At 53.6% G+C, this 22,109-nt stretch carries 19 protein-coding genes and 2 pseudogenes; 14 read left to right on the top strand and 7 right to left on the bottom strand.

Features of this window, described 5'->3' with window-relative positions:
* Window positions 1-11 precede the first annotated feature (11 nt).
* From CRO75_RS23610 to CRO75_RS23585, 6 genes are all read left to right on the top strand, one after another.
* Complete coding sequence (locus CRO75_RS23610) at window positions 12-1,406, top strand: MFS transporter (protein WP_038575385.1); 1,395 nt, start codon at window positions 12-14, stop codon at window positions 1,404-1,406.
* A gap of 9 nt (window positions 1,407-1,415) precedes the next feature.
* On the top strand, window positions 1,416-1,928 hold the full coding sequence (locus tag CRO75_RS23605; RefSeq protein WP_009045846.1) for a single-stranded DNA-binding protein: 513 nt from the start codon (window positions 1,416-1,418) through the stop codon (window positions 1,926-1,928).
* 142 nt (window positions 1,929-2,070) lie between these two features.
* A complete protein-coding gene (locus tag CRO75_RS23600) occupies window positions 2,071-3,288 on the top strand; it encodes a site-specific integrase (RefSeq protein ID WP_097138606.1) in 1,218 nt (405 codons plus the stop codon).
* Complete coding sequence (locus CRO75_RS23595) at window positions 3,285-4,799, top strand: site-specific integrase (protein ID WP_097138604.1); 1,515 nt, start codon at window positions 3,285-3,287, stop codon at window positions 4,797-4,799. Before CRO75_RS23600 ends, CRO75_RS23595 begins: the two co-directional genes overlap by 4 nt.
* Window positions 4,792-6,801 (top strand): integrase, encoded by a 2,010-nt coding sequence (locus CRO75_RS23590; RefSeq protein ID WP_097138603.1) that lies wholly within the window; start codon window positions 4,792-4,794, stop codon window positions 6,799-6,801. Before CRO75_RS23595 ends, CRO75_RS23590 begins: the two co-directional genes overlap by 8 nt.
* On the top strand, window positions 6,794-7,186 hold the full coding sequence (locus tag CRO75_RS23585; protein WP_097138601.1) for a hypothetical protein: 393 nt from the start codon (window positions 6,794-6,796) through the stop codon (window positions 7,184-7,186). Before CRO75_RS23590 ends, CRO75_RS23585 begins: the two co-directional genes overlap by 8 nt.
* A gap of 35 nt (window positions 7,187-7,221) precedes the next feature.
* On the opposite strand, the gene CRO75_RS23580 is transcribed toward CRO75_RS23585, so the two are convergent.
* Window positions 7,222-7,497 carry a helix-turn-helix transcriptional regulator gene (locus CRO75_RS23580; RefSeq protein ID WP_097138599.1) on the bottom strand — a complete coding sequence of 92 codons (276 nt, stop codon included), beginning with the start codon at window positions 7,495-7,497 and terminating at the stop codon, window positions 7,222-7,224.
* A gap of 84 nt (window positions 7,498-7,581) precedes the next feature.
* On the opposite strand from CRO75_RS23580, the gene CRO75_RS32640 reads away from it, so the two are divergent.
* Window positions 7,582-8,022: a hypothetical protein gene (locus CRO75_RS32640; RefSeq protein WP_143504028.1), complete on the top strand. Its 441-nt coding sequence runs from the start codon at window positions 7,582-7,584 to the stop codon at window positions 8,020-8,022.
* A gap of 125 nt (window positions 8,023-8,147) precedes the next feature.
* Here CRO75_RS32640 and CRO75_RS23575 read toward each other — a convergent pair whose 3' ends face one another.
* Window positions 8,148-8,507, bottom strand: coding sequence for a helix-turn-helix transcriptional regulator (locus CRO75_RS23575; protein WP_097138597.1), 360 nt, complete (start codon window positions 8,505-8,507; stop codon window positions 8,148-8,150).
* A gap of 323 nt (window positions 8,508-8,830) precedes the next feature.
* Window positions 8,831-9,123: pseudogene (locus CRO75_RS23570) on the bottom strand (type VI secretion system tip protein VgrG); the annotation flags it as partial.
* 581 nt (window positions 9,124-9,704) lie between these two features.
* On the opposite strand from CRO75_RS23570, the gene CRO75_RS23565 reads away from it, so the two are divergent.
* Window positions 9,705-11,039: an alkaline phosphatase D family protein gene (locus CRO75_RS23565; RefSeq protein ID WP_097138595.1), complete on the top strand. Its 1,335-nt coding sequence runs from the start codon at window positions 9,705-9,707 to the stop codon at window positions 11,037-11,039.
* Between the two features lie 363 nt (window positions 11,040-11,402).
* On the opposite strand, the gene CRO75_RS23560 is transcribed toward CRO75_RS23565, so the two are convergent.
* From CRO75_RS23560 to CRO75_RS23555, 3 genes are all read right to left on the bottom strand, one after another.
* Window positions 11,403-12,425 carry an MBL fold metallo-hydrolase gene (locus CRO75_RS23560; protein ID WP_097138593.1) on the bottom strand — a complete coding sequence of 341 codons (1,023 nt, stop codon included), beginning with the start codon at window positions 12,423-12,425 and terminating at the stop codon, window positions 11,403-11,405.
* Window positions 12,426-12,528: 103 nt separating this feature from the next.
* On the bottom strand, window positions 12,529-12,690 hold the full coding sequence (locus tag CRO75_RS32895) for a hypothetical protein (RefSeq protein WP_158539507.1): 162 nt from the start codon (window positions 12,688-12,690) through the stop codon (window positions 12,529-12,531).
* Window positions 12,691-13,024: 334 nt separating this feature from the next.
* Window positions 13,025-13,660 (bottom strand): hypothetical protein, encoded by a 636-nt coding sequence (locus tag CRO75_RS23555; protein ID WP_097138591.1) that lies wholly within the window; start codon window positions 13,658-13,660, stop codon window positions 13,025-13,027.
* Window positions 13,661-14,006: 346 nt separating this feature from the next.
* Here CRO75_RS23555 and CRO75_RS23550 point away from each other — a divergent pair, with 346 nt between their 5' ends.
* The 3 genes and pseudogenes from CRO75_RS23550 to CRO75_RS23540 form a co-directional block, all read left to right on the top strand.
* Entirely contained in the window at window positions 14,007-15,725 is a 1,719-nt protein-coding gene (locus tag CRO75_RS23550; RefSeq protein WP_097138589.1) for an AAA family ATPase, read from the top strand.
* A gap of 2 nt (window positions 15,726-15,727) precedes the next feature.
* Entirely contained in the window at window positions 15,728-17,356 is a 1,629-nt protein-coding gene (locus tag CRO75_RS23545) for an ATP-dependent helicase (RefSeq protein WP_097138587.1), read from the top strand.
* A gap of 382 nt (window positions 17,357-17,738) precedes the next feature.
* Window positions 17,739-18,043 (top strand): annotated as a pseudogene (locus CRO75_RS23540) (integrase core domain-containing protein); the annotation flags it as partial.
* A gap of 238 nt (window positions 18,044-18,281) precedes the next feature.
* Here CRO75_RS23540 and CRO75_RS23535 read toward each other — a convergent pair.
* Entirely contained in the window at window positions 18,282-19,508 is a 1,227-nt protein-coding gene (locus tag CRO75_RS23535) for a hypothetical protein (protein WP_097138585.1), read from the bottom strand.
* Between the two features lie 344 nt (window positions 19,509-19,852).
* On the opposite strand from CRO75_RS23535, the gene CRO75_RS23530 reads away from it, so the two are divergent.
* From CRO75_RS23530 to CRO75_RS23520, 3 genes are all read left to right on the top strand, one after another.
* Window positions 19,853-20,173, top strand: a complete 321-nt coding sequence (locus tag CRO75_RS23530) for a transposase (RefSeq protein WP_097138583.1) — start codon at window positions 19,853-19,855, stop codon at window positions 20,171-20,173.
* Window positions 20,170-20,505, top strand: a complete 336-nt coding sequence (gene tnpB / locus CRO75_RS33325) for an IS66 family insertion sequence element accessory protein TnpB (protein WP_143504025.1) — start codon at window positions 20,170-20,172, stop codon at window positions 20,503-20,505. Before CRO75_RS23530 ends, tnpB begins: the two co-directional genes overlap by 4 nt.
* A 63-nt stretch (window positions 20,506-20,568) precedes the next feature.
* Complete coding sequence (locus CRO75_RS23520) at window positions 20,569-22,104, top strand: IS66 family transposase (RefSeq protein WP_097138580.1); 1,536 nt, start codon at window positions 20,569-20,571, stop codon at window positions 22,102-22,104.
* The last annotated feature ends 5 nt before the right edge of the window (window positions 22,105-22,109 follow it).

Below are 22,109 nucleotides of genomic sequence, written 5' to 3'. Positions count from 1 at the left end.
GAGGTTTTTCCATGCATGATCCCCACAGCGAGCGCATGAGTGGCGCCGAGACCCGCGCGGCAAGCGGTCTGGCCCTGGTGTTCGCCTTCCGTATGCTTGGCATGTTCATGGTGTTGCCGGTCCTGGCGACCTATGGGATGGACCTGGCGGGAGCGACCCCGGCCCTGATCGGGTTGGCGATCGGCGCTTACGGCCTGACCCAGGCGATTTTCCAGATCCCGTTCGGGATCATTTCCGACCGTATCGGCCGTCGTCCGGTGATTTACCTGGGGTTGATCGTCTTTGCCCTGGGCAGTGTGCTGGCGGCCAACGCCGATTCGATCTGGGGCGTGATCGCCGGGCGCATCCTGCAGGGCGCCGGGGCTATTTCCGCGGCAGTCATGGCGCTGTTGTCGGACCTGACCCGCGAGCAGCACCGCACCAAGGCCATGGCCATGATCGGCATGACCATCGGCCTGTCCTTTGCCGTGGCCATGGTGGTCGGCCCACTGCTGACCCGCAGTTTCGGTTTGTCCGGGTTGTTCTTTGCCACCGGCGGCATGGCGCTGCTGGGCATTTTCATCGTTGCCTTCATGGTGCCGCGCTCGACCGGCCCATTGCAGCACCGTGAGTCCGGGGTCGCGCGCCAGGCGCTGTTGCCGACGCTCAAGCACCCGGACCTGCTGCGCCTGGATCTTGGTATCTTCGTGTTGCACGCAATGCTGATGTCGAGCTTCGTCGCCTTGCCGCTGGCCCTGGTGGAAAAAGCCGGCCTGCCCAAGGAACAGCACTGGTGGGTCTACCTCACCGCGCTGTTGATCTCCTTCTTCGCCATGATCCCGTTCATCATCTACGGCGAGAAGAAACGCAAAATGAAACGAGTTCTGCTGGGCGCGGTCAGTACGCTGCTGCTCACCGAGCTATTCTTCTGGGAGTTCGGCGACAGCCTGCAGGCGCTGGTGATCGGCACGGTGGTGTTCTTCACCGCGTTCAACCTGTTGGAAGCTTCGCTGCCGTCGCTGATCAGCAAGGTTTCACCGGCCGGCGGCAAGGGCACGGCCATGGGGGTCTATTCCACCAGCCAGTTCCTCGGTTCGGCGCTGGGCGGCATTCTCGGCGGCTGGTTGTTCCAGCATGGCGGTTTGTCGGTTGTATTCCTGGGTTGCGCAGGGTTGGCTGCACTCTGGCTGGCCTTTGCTGTTACCATGCGCGAACCACCTTACGTGACGAGCCTGCGCTTGCCGTTATCGCCCGAAGCGATCCGCGAAGCCGGTCTGGTCGAGCGCCTGAAGGCCGTTGTTGGGGTAACAGATGCAGTGATGGTGGCCGAAGAGGCCGCCATTTACATCAAATTGGACACCGAATTATTGGATCGCGCGACCCTCGAGCAGCTGGTCAACCCAGCCCGATCGGCGTGCGAAGCCTAGGAGAACGTTATGGCCCGTGGGGTTAACAAAGTCATATTGGTCGGCACTTGCGGCCAGGATCCTGAAGTTCGCTACCTGCCTAACGGTAACGCCGTGACCAACCTGAGTCTGGCCACCAGCGAACAATGGACCGACAAGCAGACCGGCCAGAAGGTCGAGAAGACCGAGTGGCACCGTGTATCGATGTTCGGCAAGGTCGCGGAAATCGCCGGCGAGTACCTGCGCAAAGGTTCGCAGGTCTACATCGAAGGCAAGCTGCAGACCCGCGAGTGGGAAAAAGACGGCATCAAGCGTTACACCACTGAAATCATCGTCGACATGCAGGGCACCATGCAGCTGCTGGGCGGCCGTCCTCAGGGCGACCAGGGCCAGGGCATGGGCAACTCCGCGCCACGTCCGCAGCAGTCGCGTCCACAGCCTTCGCAGGCGCCACAACGCGAATCGCGTCCAGCGCCTCAGCAGTCCTCGCCACAGCCGGCGCAGAACTTCGACGACAGCTTCGATGACGATATTCCGTTCTAGCGCATACCTTAGACTTTTTTGTAAGGTTTAGCCTCGAAGCCCCCGCCATGCGGGGGCTTCGTGTTTTATGGGTGTTAAAAATATTCTGAGCAATTTCTGAGGAGGTACTACCCTGTAAAAATGTAAAGAATAGGTGTCTGCTATGAACCTGTCTCTCCGCAGGGTTAAGTCCTCAAATGGTGAGCGCCTCATCGTTCTTGTCGATGAACTCGGTATGCCTCTGTTTTACCCAGCGCTCTACATAACCGTGCACATGCGCGGACGCTCATTAGCTCTGAATACAATTCAAAGCGCACTTAGTGCCCTCAAAGCCATGTATGCATGGCAGAGGTATTACAGCATTGATGTCGAATCGCGTTTTTCATGTGGTGAGCTGCTGCTGAGTCACGAAATCCATTCGTTGCGTGATTTCATGCAGAAGCCCTTGGCCGATGAGGATGGGGGGAGTGTCGTTTCAATTTCCCGCAGGGTGCGAACCGTAAGTAAGGGCAATCAGTACGCGCGGATGTCAGTAATTGCGGACTATCTGGGTTTTCTCGCAGACCAGAATCTACCGGCCTCTATTTCGAGCCATGATGGTGTTGAGCGAATGGTGTCGCAGATCAAGGCCAACCGACCGAAGACGTCGAATAAATCCAATGTTAGTCGAGAAGACAAATATCTGGATGACTCGGTGCTTGATAGGCTCGAAATTACGTTGAGGCCAGGGGCAGACAACAACCCGGTACGAGAATATGCCGTCCAGGTACGTAACGCGTTGATGTTCTCCATTCTCCGTATCACAGGACTACGCCGTGGTGAGTTGTTAAATCTAAAAGTTGAAGACATCGACTTTGGAATGAACACAATGAAGGTCGTCAGGCGCCCAGATTCAAAGGGGGATGCGAGGGCCTATCAGCCAGTCGCAAAGACGCGGGAGCGGGTCTTCCCGTTAATGCCTGAACTTGCAGATCAGATTTATAGCTATGTACTCAGTCACAGAAGTAAGGTACCTGGCGCCAAAAAGCACGGCTATCTCTTCGTAACGCATAAATCGGGAAGTTCGCAGGGGCTACCGTTATCGAACGCCGGGTTTGGTAAATTCATGGGGGCGCTGAAAAATATCGTCGAAGGTAATAGCGATATTCACGCTCATTCGCTACGCCATCATTGGAACCATTCTTTCTCGAAAATCTGCGAAATTCAAGGCATCACGCCTCAGCGCGAAGAAAAGATTCGTTCATATCTAATGGGTTGGAGTGAGACTTCTGGTACCGCGGCAACCTACAACCGTAGGCATGTCAAAGAACAGGCAGGTAAGGCAGTTCTTGAACTTCAATATAAGCATCTTGGTAAGACTTTTAGGGACGGTGCCATATGAACGTGCTCACATCGTACGCACGTGCCAATGGAGAGTTTTACTCAAGGGACGGTTATTTAGTAAGGCTTGATGGTGAGCGATGGAAGCTGAACCGGGATATAGACATCCCAATGTTTGCTCTGGCGAAACTTCTGAGTACTGAGATGTTTCTCTCCTTCCGGCATGTGCTAGCGTTTTATGCGCAGACTAGTGCGCCGTCGCACGCGCGGAACCTATTTGAGCGATACAAACACTATGTTGAGTCGACGCTGGGGCATCCCATTTTCAGTGTCGAGTCTTTGATTTCGTACCGCTCTTCGCTGGACGCGAAATTGGAATGGTATTTGGGGACACTGCGTGGACTCATCAGGCAGTGGGACAGACTCGGATATTCAGGTATTCCTAAAGACGCACTAATCCTACTGGACAAATGGACGCTCAAAGGGAATGAAAAGGGCTATGCGGTTCAATCAATGTGTCCCGACAACGGACCGCTGACTGATATCGAAATGGAAGGCATTACAGCCGCAACCATTAGGGACTATGTGGGAAATCGCTTGTCGCTGCTTGATGCGTGTTATGCACTGATACTAACGATGACTGGGCGGCGACCTAGCCAGATTACTGGATTGAGATTGTGTGATCTTATTTGTCGATCAGACAGATACTTCATCAGTTTTCCCCGTGCCAAGCAGCGTAATCAGTCCTGGCGTACATCTTTCAAAGAGTTCGCGATAGTCGAAGACCTCTGGCTACTTCTGCAGCAGCAAGCCATACAGGTTCAGCATGCATTTGCCCGTAGGCTGGGAAGAGAGGTTCCGCTGGACTTGGTGGGGGAGCTGCCGCTATTTCCAGCAATGGGTGCGTTAGACGCGCGATCCGATCTCAGAAGCCAATTGGTTGGAGATCGTTTGCACGCACCCAGCGCCTCAGTGAAGGAGTCGATGGATCTGGTGGCAAAAACGACGGGCGTTTTCAGTGAGCGCACAGGGGGATTGCTGCGCCTGAATCCGACCCGCTTTCGTTATACGCTGGGTTCTAATTTAGCCAGAGAAGGCAGGGGCGAGTTCGTCATTGCAGAAGCACTTGATCATTCCGATACTCAAAACGTTGGAGTGTACGTCCGGAACATTCCTGAGATTGTCGAGCGAATTGATAAAGCGGTTGCGTTGCAACTGGCGCCCATCGCACAAGCCTTTCAAGGCGTGCTTGTTGTGTCTGAGAGAGACGCGAAGCGCGGAGATGACCCAAACAGCAGAATTTCCAATGGTGCTGTAAACCTTGGCACCTGCGGTAGTTATGGTTTTTGCGGCGCCCTTGCCCCCGTTGCTTGTTACACCTGCAGTCACTTCCAGCCGTGGTTGGACGGTCCACATGAAGCTGTCCTGGAGGGCTTGATCAATGAGCGCGACAAGGTCATGGAGCGGACGGAAGACAGGAAAATCGCTTCCGTAAACGACCGATTGATTCTTGCCGTAAGCGATGTGGTTAACCGCTGTATTTCGATGAAAAAGGAGGTCGCTCGTGGCTGAACTCCTCCTGTTCAAACCGAAGCATGTAATCGATGCCAAAACCAATCTCAGTGATTTCATTGAGATGTGTCGTGACAGGCTTACGGTATTCGGGGCTGATCTCGAGTGGGAGCGCGACACCTGGCCAAGGGTTGGTAATTTCACCGTTATAGGGGCCCCGGCTCGTGGATTTACCGAAAGCCAGCTACTAAATTCCGAAATCGTCCCTTTCGCCAAGGCGTATGTGCGTTACCAGCAGGGGCATAAACCCAACAAGCTCAAGAATGAGTTTAAAGCGATTCGCTGCATCGAGAGAGCGCTTTTACAAGTCAAAGGGCGAGCGGATATCACGCTAACAGATATTCAAGTTATGGATGTGGCCGCTGAAGTTGCCCGAGAGTATAAGTCGGCGGCATATCAAGCGGGCAGTAGCCTGGTTCACCTCGTTAATTTTCTCAACGAAAGCAAAATCATTCCAAGGCCTATCAATTGGAGAAACCCAATCTCTAAGCCCAAGGAAATAGACCGAACAGACGTTGAGGGGAAAAAGAAGCGAGCTGAAAAGATGCCCGAACAGCGCTTGCTCGAGTATATGGGGGAGATGTTCGCAAACAATCTTCAGGCTCCTAGAGATCGCTTCACGACTTCGATATTCGCGTTATTGATGTGCGCTCCATCACGTGTCAGTGAGGTTCAGGACTTACCGATTAACTGCTTGCACCTAGAGGTCGACAGCAAAGGGGTAGAGCGCCTTGGTCTGCGTTTCTATGCTGGTAAAGGTTACGGCGCTGACATCAAGTGGATTTCAACCGTGACAAAGGATATAGCCGTCGAAGCTGTGCGGCGTCTGACCGAGATGTCTGAAGAAGGTCGAAGGCTGGCCACCTGGTATGAAACACAGCCAGATAGGTTCTATCGCCATGCGGGCTGTCCAAATGTTGGCGAGCTCGATCCCCTAACGGATGAGCAGGCAGCAATGGCGCTTGGGTTGTCCCTACAGCACCTGAATGTCGGTCCGTACTTCAAAGGTTATGAGCCCTATCAGGAGCTCAAGGCGAAGGGAGAGCCTTTGACCTTGGCATTCCTGAACAAGTTTGCTCATAGCCAACTACCGGAAGGCTGGCCTTGGAAGAGCAAGGATCGGCATATCAGGTATTCGCAAGCACTTTGCTGCTTCCGCCTTCATGAGTTGCACCTTGATCGTGCTACCAGTCCTTTGCTGCTTTGGACGCCGGGTAAAAGCACCTTCACGACCGATCTGAATTATATCCCAGGTCAAGAGAGCAATATCTGGCGTCGCCATGGCTACGCCAATCTAGGTGGCAATGAAATTTCCATGACTTCGCATCAGTTGCGACACTTCTTGAACACGGTTGCTCAAAGGGGGGATCTCGGCCAGCTAGATCTCGCCAAGTGGTCTGGTCGCGCGAACATCCATCAGAACGCTACCTACAACCACATGAGCGACGATGAACACGTTGATCTGGCTCGGCAGGCTGGAGTAGGGGGCGTTCTCGCTAAAATCAAAGCGAACATGCCGGTGACGTTTACTGAGCTGAATACTATTGGCGACGGTATTGCTCACGTAACCGAGTATGGGTTCTGTGTGCATGATTTCTCCATGTTGCCATGTCAGAAGCACCGCGATTGCTTGAACTGCACTGAGCAGGTTTGTATCAAGGGGGATGATGAAAGATTAGAGCGCTTGATGCAGCAACGCGATGGAATTCACCAGCAGTTACAGAAGGCGCGAGAGGCAAGTGAGGACGGCTTGTACGGCGCAGATCGGTGGAGCCAGCATCAACAAAAAACTTTGGAGCGGGTCAGTCAGCTCATCGAGATACTTGAATCGCCAGAAACTCCAATAGGATCGGTGATTTGCTTGAGCAATGATCAGGAGTTCAGCCCGCTGAAGCGTGAACTGGCTGCCCGCGCATATGCCTCAGAGCTTGTTGCGCCAGTATCGTCAAGCGAGCCAGCTCTTGATGAAATACGATCGCTATTTAGGGGGAATCATGGCTAAGCATTTGACCCGCAGGGATATCGAAATCCTGGTCAACATCGTCGATGTCTGGGAAGGAAAGCTGAGTTGGGACGCGCTGTGTGATGCTGCGGTACCTCTCATTGGTGGGCGGCCGACTCGACAGACGCTTAGCTCGCATGGCCAAGTAAAGGCTGCGTTCGTGCATAAAAAAGAGCAGCAAAAGAACGGTTTTGTTGCGAGTAAAAGGCCTGCAAGCCTGAGTATTGCCGAGCAACGAATTAAGCGTCTCGAAAATGAAAATGATCGACTTCGGGCTGAGAGCTCAAGATTGCTCGAGCAGTTTCTTCGTTGGCAATACAATGCTTATAAGCATGGGATGTCGAAAGACAAGCTTGATGCGCCATTACCCGATATTGATAGATGAAAGCGAGAGCGATGCCCTTCCTATCGGTTTGCAGCTCAGACATCACCCATGCCGAGCTCTTTGCGTACCAGTGCCATCAGGTCTTCTGGTGACAGGGATCTATCTTTAACTAGGTAGCTTTTTGCAAGAATCGTCACGGGATGAATGCCGATGGTCGAGGCGAATTCATCCAGCTTCTCGATAGAGGGGGTCTTAAGGCCGCGTTCAACGTCGCTCACGTAGCTCTGACTTGCACCTATGCTTTCCTGCGACAGATCCTTGCTCATTCTGAGTTCTCGCAGGGCCTGCCCAAATGCGTATTTCAGTTCCAATGTGCATTACTCGCAAAAGGAACGATAAGGCCTTTACAGGAATGAAAGTGCTATACTCGATAGAGTATAAATTGGAGTGATAATATGTTTCGTACCTACGCAGATGCTGAAATTCAGATTGGCGAGGCTTTCGGATCAGATTGTCATCTGTGGCGCTATATTGAGCATGGGCTTCATCAGCCCTGGTTTTATGTGACACTGGCTAAGCTGACTAAACACGGTAAATATCGAGATATGCTGATGCTGTCTGATGTTGTTGGTCTTGAACGCTTGGTTTCTTCTCAGTCTGAGTTGGTGAAAATTGAGGGGGTTCAGTTAGTTAGTCCTGGATATTTTAATAAAAGCGGGTCTTGGTTGATGGAGCCCTTACTAAGTATCTCCAAGGGTAAGTTTGGGGTCGGTGGTTACTACTATGTTTATAGAGTTTCAGGGGGAGGATGCTATATTTCTAGCGGAGGTGGCTGTATTTCGGATCGTATAGAGGGAAGTGAAGTTGCGGTTTTTGAAGGGGGAGGTAATGACTAGCTTGTTGCGCTTGGCGGTAAGTTACGAGGGTTAGTGAGTTGATTTTTTGCTTCGGCGCATGGGGTTGCAGTTCTGCCTATGTCCCGGTAGTTTGCGAAGAGAATACTCGCGAACTGCTCCTTACCTCACCAATCTGTATCTTTTTTTGATATTAAGGAATTGAGTTTTTTTCCGTCAGCTGCAAGTCGACGGCCCGATGCGCGCTGTCTTCTTTTACCTTCCATGCGAATGACCTGTAGCGGGCTAGGTCTGACTTCCTCGACCAACGAACTGAGGCGCTCAAGCGCATCAATCGTTCGAAGCACGCTAATCAAATTAGCTACCGTACCTTTTCCGTGATTGAGCAGGAGGTTTAGTGTTTGTCGGCTTATAGCTGCGTTTTTAGCGACCTCCTCTAGGCTGATATTCCTCTTCAAGCGGAGTGCCTGAATTCTTTCGCCAATGGTTTGCGCAATTACTTGGTCCGTGTTTGCTTGTAGTCTCATAGTGTCAGCAATTCTAGCCAGTAAGCGGGTATTTTAGGGTTTTCGTAAGCTATTGTTGACGTTATTCCGATCTAGGATACAAGCAATGGGGCGAATCGCCAGACGACCTCCCACACCATAGTCGTTATGGAGGCAAGCTGCACTGCTTTGTGATCGCTAAGGCCGGGCCCCGTCTGCTAGGTGTTGAGAGAAACTCGTTTACGTGCTGAGTGGATGCGACTGGAAGCCTACCCCAGACAAGCTCATGCCTGTTACCGTCTGCGATGGGGGATAAAAACTGCGCACGATTTAATATTGAGTATTTAGTTTGGCTTAATAAAGCTATCGGCGCCGGCTTCCATCACCACTTTCATGCCGCTGCTCAGGTGGATTTCCTGGCCTGCGTCGATGAACTGGCCGGTGCCGATCTTGATGTGCTGGTTGACGCCCACGGTCAGGTGGTCGTTGGCGCGGGCTTCGGCTTTGAATTCCGTGTAGCTGTTTTGCTCGACGGTGTCGTGGCGTTCATTGCCGACGCGGATCTTCTGGTCGTGCTCGATGTTCTCGTCCCAGTCGCGCTGGGCGTGCAGGTAGATCTGCTCCTGACCTTTCTTGTCTCGATGCGCAGTTCGTTGTATCTGCCAGAAAAGCGGTCATTTGCGAAATTGCAATCCACTTGACCACCTGTTTGCATTCGACCTGACCAGTTATTTGCATTCGTTCTGACCACCGATTGCATCGGATTTGACCAGCACGCTTTACCATGATCGACAGAGAACGGCCAGAAGCGCGCGCTCAACTAACACGACGAATCTGGGCGAATCTGAGTCTCCTAAGATCGTCCGTTCCCTTCGAAAACGCCTTCTCTTGACTCATACTTCACTGAAGAAGCGGCTACAGTTGTGCTTAAGTAGCTCAATCATCGCCTTCGCCGCAGGGGGTAAATAGCAACCCCCCCTCGGTTCTCGAACGGCCAGGCATACCAGAGAATCAATCAGCCTTGAATGTGCCCCAGCCCTGGTGCTCCGAGGAATCCGCCGAGAAAACTGGCATACGCCATTTTGGAATCTACAATTCCCTCACGAGCGCTTTTGACAATGTAACGAAGCTATTTGCTCACCAGAACAAGCTGTTCGATTCGTAGCGTCCTCAGCGCATCTCGGCCAAGCTAGCAATGTCTTGGCACGCTATGGAACCGCCTACAAAAGGAACATTCGAATGTCGAGACTTATTCTGGGACACACTACGGACACGACCACCAAAATCTGGATTAGAGCATCACAACGCTGGCCAGTCGCTTTCGTTCAGTTAATCAACCCTACCAACGACAAGAAGCTGGATGAGATTTCTATCCAGACCCAGGAGCCTGAGTTTTTTACCGCGGTTCATGAATTCAACGGATTGACCGCTGATACTGATTACAAGATCAAAGTTGCCTTTGCAAAATCACTTAAAGACCCGCCAGAAGCACGCATTAGGGAAGCCTATACCGAAGGCCGGTTTAAGACATTCCCGAAAACGAACAAGCAGCCTTTCACCTTTCTGCTCGGCTCCTGCAACCTGCACTCACTCGGCGTCCTGGAAAAGCCAGACGAGTCCTGGGTAACCATCTCCAGAGTCGCGGCAAAAACCCAAGCGCGTTTTATGATTCATGCCGGAGATCAGATATATGCCGATATTCCGCTCAAGCCTGAGGCCAGTCTGGAGCATTACCGGGACAAGTATCTGGACGCTTGGGATGACTGCGTCCCCGCCAAGCGGGTACTAACGGAGTTACCGCATTACATGATCTTGGACGACCACGAGATCATTAATGACTTCGAAAATGATCGAGGGGGGAGCGGCAGTACCCTGCCGCGCATCGCACTCAAAGCCTATTGGGAGTTCCAGCACTCCCACAACCCGTTGACACTTGGCGCCCCGGACCAGTATTACTACAGTTTCAACTATGGCGACGTTCAATTCTTCGTACTGGATACCCGTACCGCACGCATATCCAGCCTAAACCAGATGATCGATGACAAGCAGCTCAAAAGCTTGCTCGCCTGGATGACCCAGTACAAAAACAACACTAAGTTTATTGTTACCAGCGTGCCCTTCGTGGGTGTTGTGAAGAATCCGGGGCAGGATAAATGGTGCTCCCCAGCCTATACGACTCAACGAGAAAAAATCCTAGGGCACATACTGAAGAATGGCATCAGCAATGTTGTATTCCTAACCGGCGACATGCACACCTCGTACTGCGCCGACATGGAAATATCTGATAACAACGGTAACCGGGTCGTTATCCAGGAACTCATGTCCAGTCCTATCAACCAATTTACACCCGACTGGCCCTTGGAGTTCTACTACGAACCCCCCAAGCCAGAATCCAACGGTGGACTTCAGTACAAATCCACGATCAGGAAAAACTCCTACTACGGGGCTCACTCGAACGTCATGAGCATCACTGTAACCAGCGGGCAGCCCATCGAATTCGGCATTTACAGAACCACAAAGGATTTGTTTAAGCCGGCGACTTCGATAAAACCTGCGATCAAAGGAAAGCTCTGAGCCGAACTCAGGGTGGCTTGATGTACCGCAGCGACGAGGTATCCCGCAACGTAAGGGCCACCGGTGACTCGCTGCCCCAAGCTGCAGAACCCTACCTGTTAGGGCGGCATGCTGTGTGCTGTCCTGGCCGGCCAGAATCGCCGCCGACTGCTCCCCAGTGGTTTGGTTCGAGATTGGGCAGTCGGGCTTCCGAATGGCAAACACGAGGGAGTGCCAATGCTGTTTGCCAGATCGGACTCAGCCCCGATTTCGACGATGGTATGCCGATGACATAGGCCAATACCAGAAAGCAGCCAGCAGCAGGAAAGCCGTACAGTCATCCGCTGGCGCGAGTAGAGTTTCGGGTTACCGCCGGCGCGGATATTATTCCTGCTTTGGCAGAGGTGGCAGAGCAACGTCGGTAAGCGGATAGGGTGCGACGACTTGGCCTTCGGGATATTGCTTTTTCAGGCGATCGAACAGAGGGGTTTCCCCTTTCTGTGCGCGCAGCAATTGTGGGTGGTGCGGATCGTTCCCGAAAAAATCTTCCCAGTGCCCGATAAGCAGCTTCTGGGGCTTAGTGATCTTCAGCAGAGCCTCGGGGTACAACTCGACCTGGTCTGTCGACGCCGCGCAGATGATCTCCACATCGACGCCCTTGTTGTCCGGCAGGATAGGTGGAAAACCGTACGGTGGATTGCTGGCTGAGTCCTGGTAGTGGATGCGGTAGATTACGGTCTTGTAATCATCGTCCAGCAGATCGACCAGCCAGGCCATGGTGGTGCCTTCGCGCCAGCCGAACACCGTTTTGGGGAGTGTTCTCAGTACCTCGTGGTCATAGTCTCCAGGCAGGAAATCGATACCAGCAAAGTGCGGTGCGTGCTGAGACTGGATGGCGAGGAATCGGAAGTGCCCGTTAGGTTCCCAGCGCTCATCATTCGACCTCACAACGACAGGTACGGCATGGCCATCCCGCTCGACCGGGATCATCTTCGCTTCCATGTCCACGAACCGACTCGTCAGTGACTCCGCAGCAAGGATGTGGCCAGCGGTGACCGGTCCGTAGGCGGTGGCATTGGGTGTGTACTTCTGCATGATCACAGGGACATCGAGTAGATGATCGTAATGCGAATGACCAATCAGCAGAACGGTTACGTTCTTCGTCTTCGGCATGTAATCATCGATTCGCTTGTGATTGGCTGCCACGAGGATTGGGGGAAAACTTGGATTGCTGAAAGACGGTGCGAAAAGCAGTTCCTCGCCTTTCCACTTCAGCAGCCAGCCACCGACGCCGAGGTAGGTTATTTTCGGTTCGGCGAAACTTTCATGTGTGGTTGGCTCCTTCCCAGTGAGATCCTTGGCACAGCCACCCAAGCACAACACCACAAGCAACATGACCAGACGCATCGCTATCTCTCTCTGGATTCCCCTAGAAGACTAGCGCAACGCCAGCAGAAAACCGCGTCAACCTATCAGGTGGTTCCCTCAACTTCCATGATCATGTAACAGGTCATACTTTGTCGTCGGTCATATATTCGTAGTCGAAGCGGTTTTCCTTGTCGCGGATCGACTCGCCGCCCATGCCGCAGAGAAGCTGCCGCTCGCATATCGGCCCAAAGCGAACCCTAATGATGGGCCGAGTGGCCGACCATTGCAGCGTGAGGGGCTGCAATGGGTCGTTCTCTGCCGGTCATGGCCACGCAGCGTGCTGGTCAAATACGAGGCAAATGACTGGTCAGGTCGAATACAAATGGGGGGGCAAGTCTGTGCGATTACCCATCATTGGGAGATGTCTATAAAATTGGGGGATTCAGGTAGACGGAGGCTCCTACGTCAACACCGAGCTTTCGGAGGAGCTTCGTCAGGAATTTGAATCTCGCCATCTCCACTCCAATATTCAGTGGTGACCTTGTATGGCTTGCTCAGTTTGCTTCCTGTTGATGTGCCACCCCAAAACACTTGATCCGCTCTCGAGCTGTTGATGGTTGCAGCCCCTCCAATTGCGGCTAATTAGAATCTTCGACACCAGGCTCGCCCAGTATTGTCGGGTCAAACAGCCAAGAATGAGCAGGATTGCGGGTGCATCTCACAATCGTAGTTCTTTGCTCTTTTTCGCCAATATCCCGCAGCTTCAATATACCGTCGCATTTAGGGCATTTGCCTTCAATTTTGGTGAGAAACACATCGCCGGCTTTGTTCGACTCGATAGTGAGAAATTGAGACAGACGTGTGAAGCGCTGGCGACTCAGGCACATGCCCACCAGTAGCGTCACCATGCTGAACCCCATCATGAATATCCAGAAGTACTGAGTTGTCGACTGCCAGACGCTCCAAATACTAGCGATACTTCCCACTATTCCAAGAGCGCCTAAGAAAGTGAGCCAAGCGGCCTTAACCGGATGCCCTGCAACCGTCAGAGGACGAGTTTTGATTCGATCAATGTAAGCCTGCGGCTCAGAATTAATTCGATCTGTTTCCAGATTGATCGTATTCCCGGTGAACACGTTGTGTTGACCAGCGTTGAAGCTATGGTCCCCAGAATTGGCTAAATTGTGCTGCGGCGAGGCAGCCAGGCTTTTTCCACACTGACGGCAGAAGCGATCAAGCTCTTCGTGGGATGCGCTGCAATGGGTGCAGTACATTTCTTGCTCCGTATGAGACTGAAGGAAATCGGTGGAAGACGAGCGGTTAGGCCGTCGCCGGGTATGACTATGTATGCTCTTAGGACGGATGGCATTTTGCAATCCAACTGGACGCAGATACCCATTGTCCCTAGTTTCCACCGTGACTCACTTCAATCTGTTCTGCCCCCGAATTGGGCTTGGACAAAATGGAGGTTGCCTTTTCAGGGGCGCACTGCTGGCTCTTTGATACATCGCGGACTAGCATGATTCTGCGAACTATATGCCCAAGATTATGGCCGTCCAAATAACTGGGCTCCATCGTCGACACCCCATAATAACGACAGCAGGCAGCTCTCCGGCCCCTATGAAAATTGACTACGTCGAACTGAAGCGGTATCGAAATTTTGCTGATGCGCACATCAATCTGGCAAAAAACAGCTTGGTGATTGGGAGCAATGACGTCGGCAAAACCAACATGGTCCATGCGTTGCGACTTCTGCTAGACAAGAGCTTGTCAGACGCGGATATCGAACCGTCGACTCATGACTTCCATTGCGTGCAAGACGGTACTCAGGCTGACTCGTTTTCCATCCAAATAGCATTCTCCGAAGTGACTCAGGACGCCGTCCTTTCTCAGCTCAAGGGTCTTGTCAGTGCCGATGGTCATTTTTTCCTTGAGTTTCGCGGCTACAGCCCGGATTACCGCTATGAGATTGCTGCTGGCCATTCTGCTGATGCGCTAGAGGTTATTCCTAGCCGCTTCTATCTGAAGTACCTGCATCTGAAGTACATCCATTCCCAGCGTGACCTTGTGCGATATATCCGTTCGGAAAAGCGGCACTTGCTGCGCCTCGCGCAGAGCGCGCGCAGCCAGCCAGAGACGGAGGCCGATACTGAGCAATTGCAGGCGCTTAATGAGTTACTGAAGTCTGTAAACGACGGGGTTAGGAGCCTGCACTACGTAGCTGAAGCGACGAAAGACCTCAACGACGAACTGAGGGCGCTTTCCCATCATCACGCTGGGTACAACGTGTCACTAGATACCGGCGCAATAGGCATCGAACAGTTCATCGAACAATTGGAGCTGGGGGCAAGCACCAACGGTTCGCGCGTGATGCTTGGAGGAGACGGTCGTAATAACCAAATCCTGCTCGCCCTGTGGAAGGCCAAGAGCGTGCTTGAACACGATCAAAACAGCGAGGTGGTGATCTATTGCGTCGAAGAACCTGAAGCCCACCTACACCCTCACCAGCAGCGCAAACTGGCAAGCTATCTCATCAGTGCGCTGCCCGGCCAGACCATTGTTACCTCGCACTCGCCTCAGATCGCCGCAAGTTACCGACCCGACTCTATTGTCCGGCTGTTGCGAGACAACGGGGCGTCTTACGCCGCCAGTCGAGGGTGCTCTGCCTGCATCGACAGTGCATGGGAGGGGCTTGGTTACCGAATCAGTATCCTTCCCGCGGAAGCATTTTTTGCGTCGGCAGTCATGCTGGTCGAGGGGCCGTCCGAAATGCTGTTCTACGCCGCACTGGCACGAGCTCACAACTTCGATCTTGATCACAGCAACATATCGCTTTTGTCTGTCGACGGAGTTGCATTTCAGGTCTATAAACGCGTGTTGGACGCCCTGGAGATCCCATGGGCCATGCGAACCGACAATGACATCTCCAGCATCTTGCTTGGTCCTCAGGGAGCACAAGTGACGCATCGCCATGTGGCGGGTATCAACCGTGCTCTGTCGCTAGCAGGTATGCCTCCCCAGACACATCGCCCTTTGCCATATGACCATGCCACCTGTTTGGCCGATGGCACTTGGCAAACGGTGAGTGCTGCTGTCGCCCCTTTTGGCATATACCTCTCGCAAATCGATCTTGAGAACGACATTGCAATCGAGCTCCCAGATCTGCTGGCTGGGTTCAATGGCCATGCATTGCCTCAAGCTATCGAATACCTTCAAGGCAAGAAAGCTATCCGCATGCAGCAGTTCCTTGAGCACTGCGGGCCGCGGCTCCAAGCACCATTACAGGGGAACTTGTTAAAACCGCTGGCTTATTGTCTGAACGCAGCTGAGCAAGCCTAGCGATGACCACCTTTACGCCCAGTGCGGAACAAGAACAGGCCATTCAGTTTGAGGGCAACATGGTTGTCGTCGCACGTCCCGGCAGTGGGAAAACTAGCGTCCTGTCACGCAAGGTTCGCAACTTTGTATCTGAGTTGCGTCCCTATCAAGGCATTATCGCCATTTCTTTCACGAACAAGGCAAGCGATGAGCTGGAGCGCCGCTGCAGAGCTGACGCGTTTGATGTGAAAAGCTCTTTTTTCGGCACGATCGATGACTTCTGCCTTCGCGAGATCGTTTTTCCGTTCGTGCGGCAGTTGATGGTTGTCTCCGCTGATGCAAAAACGACCAAGCTCAGGGAGCTGCCTGAGTCGGTGACGCGCATGCTGCCAGCAATGCCTATCCAAGACGCGACCGTCGCCAACACAGTGGATTTCCTGCCTTTCTTGCGTCGGGCTCTGGCACAGGGGTTCGTCCCGCTGGAAGCTGTTGGCATGCTTGCCCGCCACATCGTCGAACAGTCCCCGGCCTGTCAGAAATATCTCGTGGCACGGTATCGGGCTGTGTATATCGATGAGTATCAGGACAGCGGACATTTCCAGCATCAGTTGTTTTTAAAGCTCCAAGCTCTGGGGTTAATGGCTGTTGCGGTCGGCGACAGTGATCAGTCCATTTACGGATTCGCGCACAAGGACCCCAGGTATCTGCTGGCACTAACGGCGGAAGGTAGCGGCTTTGCGCGCTTTGCCATTACCACGAACTTCCGCAGCCATTCGTCCATCAACGATTTTGCACTTCGTCTGCTCAACCCGAACCATCCAATCGCTCCGACAAACGATGTGCGGGTGTTCATCAAGGCGGTCGAGGGTGACCAACGTGCGATAGGCACTTGGTTGAAGACCGCCATTCCTCATCTCATGCAGCACTATCAAGTGGCCTCGGCCGACAAGGTCGCTATTTTGTGTCGGCATCAGCATTCTGCGCGGTTGATTGCTGACAACTTGGGGCTTGTACACCATCTTGTCGAGGAGAGCCCTTTCGAGACTACTCCGGGGGCCGAGGCAAGCCTTTTCTCGGATTTGCTGAGACTGCGTTACGACCCTCAGATGACTGCCGAAGCGCTGATTGATCGAGCTAGTTTGCTAAAGCCCGCCCCCCACGAACGGCACGCGCTTCGTAGAGCGGTACTGAGTTGTAAATCTTGTTTGGATTGCGATCTGGTTCAGACCGTGTTGAATGCCGCCACATGCCTGCTAGGACATCAGCCGTCAGCGGACGGCGCGATAGAGCTTGGGGTTGTTTGCGGGGATGCCGACAAACTCCGGTGGTTTCAAAGCCCTGATCACAATGCCATTCAGATCATGACGCTGCATAAGGCCAAAGGGCTGGAGTTCGATCTGGTTTTTCATGCCGATCTCTACGATCACGTGATCCCGACACGCCGTTATCCGCCGGGAACATACGGTCAGGTTATTTTCGAGAATGAAATCCAATGCCTAAATCTGCATTACGTAGGGGTCACCCGCGCAGTCAAGGCTTGCGTGCTGATGACATCGAACTTTCGTATTAACGGGCAGGGAGCTGTTAAGAACGGCGCACTGTCTCAGTTCATTGGCAGGAATGGCGCGAACGCTGTGCCTCTCCCTTGGTAAGCAGGATGGCCCGACAACGCTCCCAAGGTGCTGTCGAGCTGCATAGCTCAGTCATTCTCTTGCCCACTTCGGTGTGATCAGGAGGCGAGCATGTCTCGTATGCCGAATAGCCAGTTGCGACTGAAATGTCGAAAGTCGTGAAGGAGAGTTGGCAGATATTCTCGAACGACGGTCGATGAAAGCGCATCTGTCGTCTACCCTTTGGGGCTTGAGAGAAAGGGTGCTGAGCTTCTCACTAGTACTGGAAGTCGTTTTAGCAGTGTTCCAGCTTGCCTTGATCAATGGCTGATGCGCTCTCCTATAAACGCCTCCAAACAGACTGAGGAAGCAAATGACTGGCTCTTTTGATGGTTCAGTCCTAACGAGTGGCCGCCCCCAGAATGTGCTGTTTCACAGTGACCAAGAAAGCTAATACGGTAGCCGAAGCTTTCGCGGCGTTATCGCTTCACGCAAAGCATGAGCCGACGCGGAAACTGCTACGACAATGCACCGATGGAACGGTTGTTTCGCAGCCTGAAAACAGAATAGATACCGAGCGTGGGTTGCATGAGTGCATCGCTGGCACAGCAGGATATCGGTCGGTTTTTGATGCAGAGGTACAACTGGCAAGGGCCACATCAATTCAATAGCGGGCTGGCGCCCGCAGTGGCCGAGGTGAAACTTAACGCAGTGTCCGGGATTAGTTGACCACTACACTGAAGAGATGTGGCTGCAGCAATTAGGGCCGCTGCGCGGCCCAGCGGAACAATGATCAGCTGATCACCGCCCCCTTCTGGGTAATTGCACGGACTTGACCACCCATTTGCATTGCTACTGACCAGTCAGTGGAAATGTATGTCGGCAAACCTGTCTGGTCTAAATCTGATGGCGATCAGCTTCAGCGTGGAACTTCACCTGATCACCATCTACACCTATTCGCTGGCAGTTATTTCCAAGGGATTCGCTTGCCCATGAACTGAAGCCCGTCTGGAGTACCGACCACCTTGAGAGCATTTTTGTAGCCGTAAAACTCTCCAGAACCATCGCCCACAGGAATCGAATCAAGCCCGTTTACCACTATGGTATGCCCGCCAAAGCTTAGGCACCGAGGGGCATATGGCGTTGCTCCATCAGACACATATAGGATTGGCGAGTGATGATCTCGATGCTGTCGCCAAGAAAAGTAGGAACGGACTACGCCTGCAAGTACCTCGCTCACCGGGTCATTTCTTGAAAAGAGAACAATGTGCGGACGCCACCGGCTCTCGTGCTCGCACGACACGCCCAGGCCGAAATTGCGACTGTCTAATGCCTTGATAAGATTTAGTACAGCGTCCTTCGATTCCATATGGAGCTCTGGAGGTCGCGTACCTATTTCAGACGTGTACCGTGCGGCATCTTCACCTATCCAAGAAGGCCACGAATATCCTGAGGTAAGGTGAAATGCAGCCTCTTTCACCGAGAAAAACGGGATAGCTGCAAACTCTGCTGAACCACTTACCTGATGACGCGACTTTGCGTTCTCCCTAGCGCTAACTTCCAGTCCTATCGACCATCCGTTTCTATTCAGCGAGGTCTGAAGATCCATTGGCAATACGTCAGTGATCGCGTTAACCCAGCACCTGGCCTCGGTGCAAAGTGATACCGGTAAATTCCGTTCTCGCAAATCCAACGAACGGAAACCCTCGAGAACCGCCTCAACCTCAAGTTTCTTTATTTCGTCGCAAATGAGCGTATCCTGAATTGAGGGGGCCTCTGTCTCTATGAGAATCAGGCCCGGCATTTTCTTGAAACTCATTTGCTCAAGAAAAAGAACTAGAGCCGGAAGCACGGAGTACTTCTGCTCGCCAGTGAAGACAACTGGGCCGTTCTCTGTATATTCAAGGTTTAGGCGATAGATCGCATCTAACACATCCTGATGCGTATCGTTGCGGCTAAGAATCGTCCAGAAAGGTGTCGATTTATCCATACCAAGACGCTGGGCTAGATTCTCAACATCGGTGAGCGAACGGAACCCCCGTGAAACAGCCACGGCCTGCTGGCAAATCTTAAGCGGGTACTCTGTTCCAAATACGAGTTTGGAGTGCTTCTGGAGACGTTTAGCATCGCGCTTCAATGCCGAAACGTTACGAACGACAGACGCAGTGAGACTGCGAATCAAGGAAATCGCCATATTTGCCCCTTGGCGCCCGAGATATGGGCACCTTACGGTGGTAAAGGTCGGCTCGCTTACGACAGATAACGTCAGCTAGATAGAGCCATGAGTACAGCAGTGCGTCCCTCTCAGGTTTCAATGCGCCGCACTAGCACAGCGATGACGGTAGCCCAATTTTTTGGATGAATGCAAGACATACGCGCCTACCGGGGCCACTTTGGTGAGTTAGCATCAACTGCATCGCTAAAGGGCGCAGTTCTGGGTAAGCGTCCGGCGAACTCACCTTCCGAACTCCAGCATTAAGGGCGATGGTGTCCGCGTATTTTTAAGCGGACGCGATCGCCCTTATCGCCAGGATTTCCATGCGCCAACGAAGCTCTTATCCCAAACGGTTCAAAGCCCAGGTCGTTCAGGAATGCCTGCAACCTGGTGCAACCGTGTCGAGTGTCGCCATCAGCCACGGCATCAACGCCAACGTCATCCGCAAATGGATGCCGCTCTATCGAGACCAGTCCGCAACAACCTTACTGCCAGCCTTCGTCCCGCTAAAAGCCTCACCTAAACGGCCAGCCGAAGCGTCAGTGATCATAGAGTTGCCCATGGCCGGGCAGGTGATCTCGGTGAAATGGCCAGCCTCGGATCCTGAGGGCTGTGCTCAGTTTATTCGGGCTGTCGCTCAATGATTCGCATCGATGCAATCTGGCTGGCCACCGAGCCGATGGACTTGCGCGCCGGCACCGAGACGGCATTGGCCCGGGTGATCGCGGTGTTCGGTGCGGCGAAGCCGCACTGCGCTTATCTGTTCGCCAATCGCCGGGCCAACCGGATGAAGGTGCTGGTGCACGATGGCGTGGGAGTCTGGCTTGCCGCGAGACGACTGAATCAAGGCAAGTTTCACTGGCCTGGCATTCGCCATGGTTGCGAGGTCGAACTCGACAGTGAACAACTCCAGGCGTTGATACTGGGCTTGCCGTGGCAGCGAGTTGGCGTAGGTGGTGTGATCAGCATGCTGTAACCGCCGGCCATTTGACCGGTCTGCTTGTCGTTGTTTCGGGCCTGCTCTGGCACAATCGGCGGCATGACTTTCTCGCCCAGCCTCGACCAGATGACCCCGGAACAGCTTCGTGCCTTGGCGGCACAGGCGTTGCAGTTGCAGTCACAGGTCGAGGCGATGAGCAGGAAGATCCAGCACGATGAAACCATCATCGAACAGCTCACGTTCGAAATCGCCCTGCTCAAACGCCACAAGTTTGCCAAGCGGAGCGAGCAAATCAGCCCGGCGCAAGGCAGCTTGCTGGATGACCTGCTCGATACAGACCTTGAAGCTATCGAGGCAGAGCTAAAACAGCTTCTTCCCGCTTCGCCACAGGCCGAACCACGGCAATCCCCGAAACGTACGCCCTTGCCGCCGCAGTTTCCACGCACGGTGATTCGTCACGAACCCGAAAACACCCAGTGCGCCTGTGGCTGCCAACTTCAACGCATCGGCGAAGACGTCAGCGAGAAGCTGGATTACACGCCGGGCGTGTTTATTGTCGAGCAACATGTGCGTGGCAAATGGGCCTGCCGTCAGTGCGAAACACTGATCCAGACGCCGGTGCCAGCGCAGGTTATCGACAAAGGTATCCCGACCGCAGGCCTGCTGGCCCGCGTGATGGTGGCCAAGTTTGCCGATCACTTGCCGCTCTACCGGCAGGAGAAGATCTTTGGCCGCGCCGGGCTGGCAATCGCTCGCTCGACCTTGGCCCAGTGGGTTGGGCAAACCGGCGTGCGGCTCCAGCCTCTGGTCGATGCACTGCGTGAAGCTGTGCTGAACCAGGGCGTGATTCACGCTGATGAAACGCCTGTGCAAATGCTTGCGCCGGGCGAGAAGAAAACCCACCGGGCCTACGTCTGGGCCTACAGCACTACGCCGTTTTCGGTGCTCAACGCGGTGGTTTACGACTTCAGCCCAAGCCGTGCTGGCGAACATGCGCGCAACTTCTTGGGCGACTGGAGCGGCAAGTTGGTCTGCGACGACTTCGCTGGCTACAAAGCTGGTTTTGAGCAAGGCATCACTGAGATCGGCTGCATGGCCCACGCCCGTCGCAAGTTTTTCGATCTGCATGTGGCGAACAAAAGTCAGTTGGCCGAGCAAGCGCTGCACTCGATCAGCGGTTTGTACGAGGTCGAGCGCCAGGCGCGGGACATGAGTGATGAAGATCGTTGGCGAATACGTCAGGAACTGGCGGTACCGATCCTCAAAAAACTGCATGAGTGGATGTTGGCCCAGCGCGATCTGGTGCCCAACGGATCAGGCACGGCCAAAGCCCTCGACTACAGCCTGAAACGCTGGGTAGCGCTGACGCGCTACCTGGACGATGGAGCTGTGCCCATCGACAACAATCAGGTTGAGAACCAGATCCGGCCGTGGGCACTAGGTCGCTCGAACTGGTTGTTTGCCGGATCGCTGCGCAGCGGCAAACGGGCGGCGGCGATCATGAGCCTGATCCAGTCGGCGCGCATGAATGGGCATGATCCGTATGCCTATCTCAAAGATGTGCTGACGCGACTGCCAACGCCGCGGGCCAGTGAGATCGGGAAGTTACTGCCGCATCAGTGGATGTCCGTCTAACTTAG

The sequence above is a fragment of the Pseudomonas sp. LAMO17WK12:I10 genome (assembly GCF_900215185.1).
GTDB lineage: Bacteria > Pseudomonadota > Gammaproteobacteria > Pseudomonadales > Pseudomonadaceae > Aquipseudomonas > Aquipseudomonas chlororaphis.
The sequence above is the reverse complement of the archived record's forward strand: the minus strand, read 5'-3'. Positions and strand labels throughout refer to the sequence as shown.

Bases quoted from the DNA above. Each gene is read 5' to 3' on its own strand.
- CRO75_RS23520 (WP_097138580.1), top strand. From the start codon at position 20,569: ATGACTTTCTCGCCCAGCCTCGACCAGATGACCCCGGAACAGCTTCGT.
- CRO75_RS23610 (WP_038575385.1), top strand. From the start codon at position 12: ATGCATGATCCCCACAGCGAGCGCATGAGTGGCGCCGAGACCCGCGCG.
- CRO75_RS23535 (WP_097138585.1), bottom strand. From the start codon at position 19,508: ATGGCGATTTCCTTGATTCGCAGTCTCACTGCGTCTGTCGTTCGTAAC.
- CRO75_RS32640 (WP_143504028.1), top strand. From the start codon at position 7,582: ATGTTTCGTACCTACGCAGATGCTGAAATTCAGATTGGCGAGGCTTTC.
- CRO75_RS23600 (WP_097138606.1), top strand. From the start codon at position 2,071: ATGAACCTGTCTCTCCGCAGGGTTAAGTCCTCAAATGGTGAGCGCCTC.
- CRO75_RS23565 (WP_097138595.1), top strand. From the start codon at position 9,705: ATGTCGAGACTTATTCTGGGACACACTACGGACACGACCACCAAAATC.
- CRO75_RS23555 (WP_097138591.1), bottom strand. From the start codon at position 13,660: ATGTACTGCACCCATTGCAGCGCATCCCACGAAGAGCTTGATCGCTTC.
- CRO75_RS23575 (WP_097138597.1), bottom strand. From the start codon at position 8,507: ATGAGACTACAAGCAAACACGGACCAAGTAATTGCGCAAACCATTGGC.
- CRO75_RS23595 (WP_097138604.1), top strand. From the start codon at position 3,285: ATGAACGTGCTCACATCGTACGCACGTGCCAATGGAGAGTTTTACTCA.
- CRO75_RS23605 (WP_009045846.1), top strand. From the start codon at position 1,416: ATGGCCCGTGGGGTTAACAAAGTCATATTGGTCGGCACTTGCGGCCAG.
- tnpB (WP_143504025.1), top strand. From the start codon at position 20,170: ATGATTCGCATCGATGCAATCTGGCTGGCCACCGAGCCGATGGACTTG.
- CRO75_RS23585 (WP_097138601.1), top strand. From the start codon at position 6,794: ATGGCTAAGCATTTGACCCGCAGGGATATCGAAATCCTGGTCAACATC.
- CRO75_RS23530 (WP_097138583.1), top strand. From the start codon at position 19,853: ATGCGCCAACGAAGCTCTTATCCCAAACGGTTCAAAGCCCAGGTCGTT.
- CRO75_RS23545 (WP_097138587.1), top strand. From the start codon at position 15,728: ATGACCACCTTTACGCCCAGTGCGGAACAAGAACAGGCCATTCAGTTT.
- CRO75_RS23560 (WP_097138593.1), bottom strand. From the start codon at position 12,425: ATGCGTCTGGTCATGTTGCTTGTGGTGTTGTGCTTGGGTGGCTGTGCC.
- CRO75_RS23550 (WP_097138589.1), top strand. From the start codon at position 14,007: ATGAAAATTGACTACGTCGAACTGAAGCGGTATCGAAATTTTGCTGAT.